This window comes from Niallia oryzisoli, from assembly GCF_043641075.1.
GTDB lineage: Bacteria > Bacillota > Bacilli > Bacillales > Cytobacillaceae > Bacillus_BD > Bacillus_BD oryzisoli_A.
Genome location: NZ_JBHZRC010000031.1, coordinates 1 through 1,826 on the forward strand (window position 1 = coordinate 1; position 1,826 = coordinate 1,826).

Consider the following 1,826-nt stretch of genomic DNA (forward strand, 5'->3'; position numbering starts at 1 on the left):
AAAGAGGCTGGGACATAACTAGCTTCAAATAACGAGAAAGGTGAAATTGATTACGCTCAATTTCACCTTTCTCTATTTTTAATGATAATTCTAGTTTATTCTTAGCTGTTGGCCGTGAATTTTCGTAAGTTCACGGCCATTAACGCTAGACCCATTTCGTTTTCAACCTTTGATTTTCCACGTACAGAAAATCGAGTGAAACGCAAATTAGCCTTCAAGAATCCAAAAACTGGTTCTACATCGATTTTACGTTTCCGATAGATTGAACTCGTTTTTTCTTCTGAAAGCTTCGCTCTCACATATTCTTTTTGTAGTTCCCACTTCTCATTTATCATCAATTTTCGATTATTGCCTTCTTTTGCTTTCGTACATGATGAACGGAATGGGCATCCCGAACAGTCCTCACATTCATAGATTTTAAACTCTCGTGTGAAGCCGGTTTTATCCGTACGTACAGAATGATATGTAAATACAAGTCGTTGCTGATTTGGACAAGTGTACGCATCGCTTTCTTCATCATACTGCCAGTTGTCTGGATTGAATTCATTTTGTTTATATTTTTTCTTTTGCTCTTTCAAGTACATGTTATACGTAATTAGCGCTTCTCGTTTACGATACGAAAGGATATCATCATAATTTTGTTCACTGCCATAACCTGCATCTGCGACAATGTGCTCCGGTAACTCAAAATAACGTTGTTCGATCTCATCCAGGAACGGGATTAACGTACGTGTGTCTGTCGGATTTGAAAATAAACTATAGGCAAGTGCATATTGGCCTTCTGTTGCGACTTGTACATTATAACCAGCTTTCAATTGACCGTTTTTCATATAATCATCTTTCATCCGCATAAACGTCGCATCGTTATCAGTTTTTGAATAACTATTTCGTGTGCCGAAGATTTCGAAATCTCGTAGGTATTTCTCTGTTCGTAAGATGTAATCAAACAATTGTTTTCGTACTTGCTTCGGATATTTTCGTTCACCCCTTAACGCTTTTCGCTCCGATACGTCTGATGATGCATCAATTTTTTTGTCATACTCGATAACAATATCGTCTACTTTTTGGACCATTTGAGTGAGTTCCTGAAGGGTTAACTGCTCTTCACTTTCTCGTTCAATTTCAGGGATGATTTCCTTTTCAAGTAGTTCATTGTAAAGTGCATTCGACTTTTCAATTAATGCTTGGTGGTACTTCTCAATTGATTTCTTCCAGACAAACGTAAATTTATTCGCATTCGCTTCAATCTTTGTACCATCAATAAAAATAGCTTCTTGATCGATAAGTTTTTCTTCGACCAATTGGCAACGGAATTGAACGAAACATTGGCGGATTAAATCCTTCACTTCCGGTTGTACACGGAATCGATTAATCGTGCGATAGCTAGGTTCATACCCTTGAGCTATCCACATCAATCGGATACTGTCTTTTAAAAGGGCTTCAATTTTGCGTCCTGAAAATACAGATTGCGTGTAGGCACATAAGATAATTTTAAGCATCATGCGAGGATGATAGGCAGGGCAACCTTCATTTCGAAGAAATGGCTCGAACGCTTCATGAGGGATACTTTCAACTAAATGATGAACATGAAAAGCAATATCATTCTTTTGTAACTTTACTTCTAAATCTACAGGCAAAACTAATTGATTCATGTTATAATCTTTAAACATAAGGACACTTCTTTCTGTATGGATTTTGTGTGGTAACTTAATTTTAACAGAGGATGTCCTTATTTTATTGTAAAAATAATCAAAGCCTGTGAAATTTTACTCTTCGTAAAATTTCACAGGCTTTTTCATTTCAGAAGGGGGTTTTGTCCCAGCCTC

Annotated in this window: 1 protein-coding gene; it reads right to left on the bottom strand. The window is 36.9% G+C overall.

Features of this window, described 5'->3' with window-relative positions; all coding sequences use genetic code 11:
- Window positions 1-101: 101 nt before the first annotated feature.
- Window positions 102-1,670 (bottom strand): IS1182 family transposase, encoded by a 1,569-nt coding sequence (locus ACHUFV_RS27345; RefSeq protein WP_394239605.1) that lies wholly within the window; start codon window positions 1,668-1,670, stop codon window positions 102-104.
- Window positions 1,671-1,826: the final 156 nt, after the last annotated feature.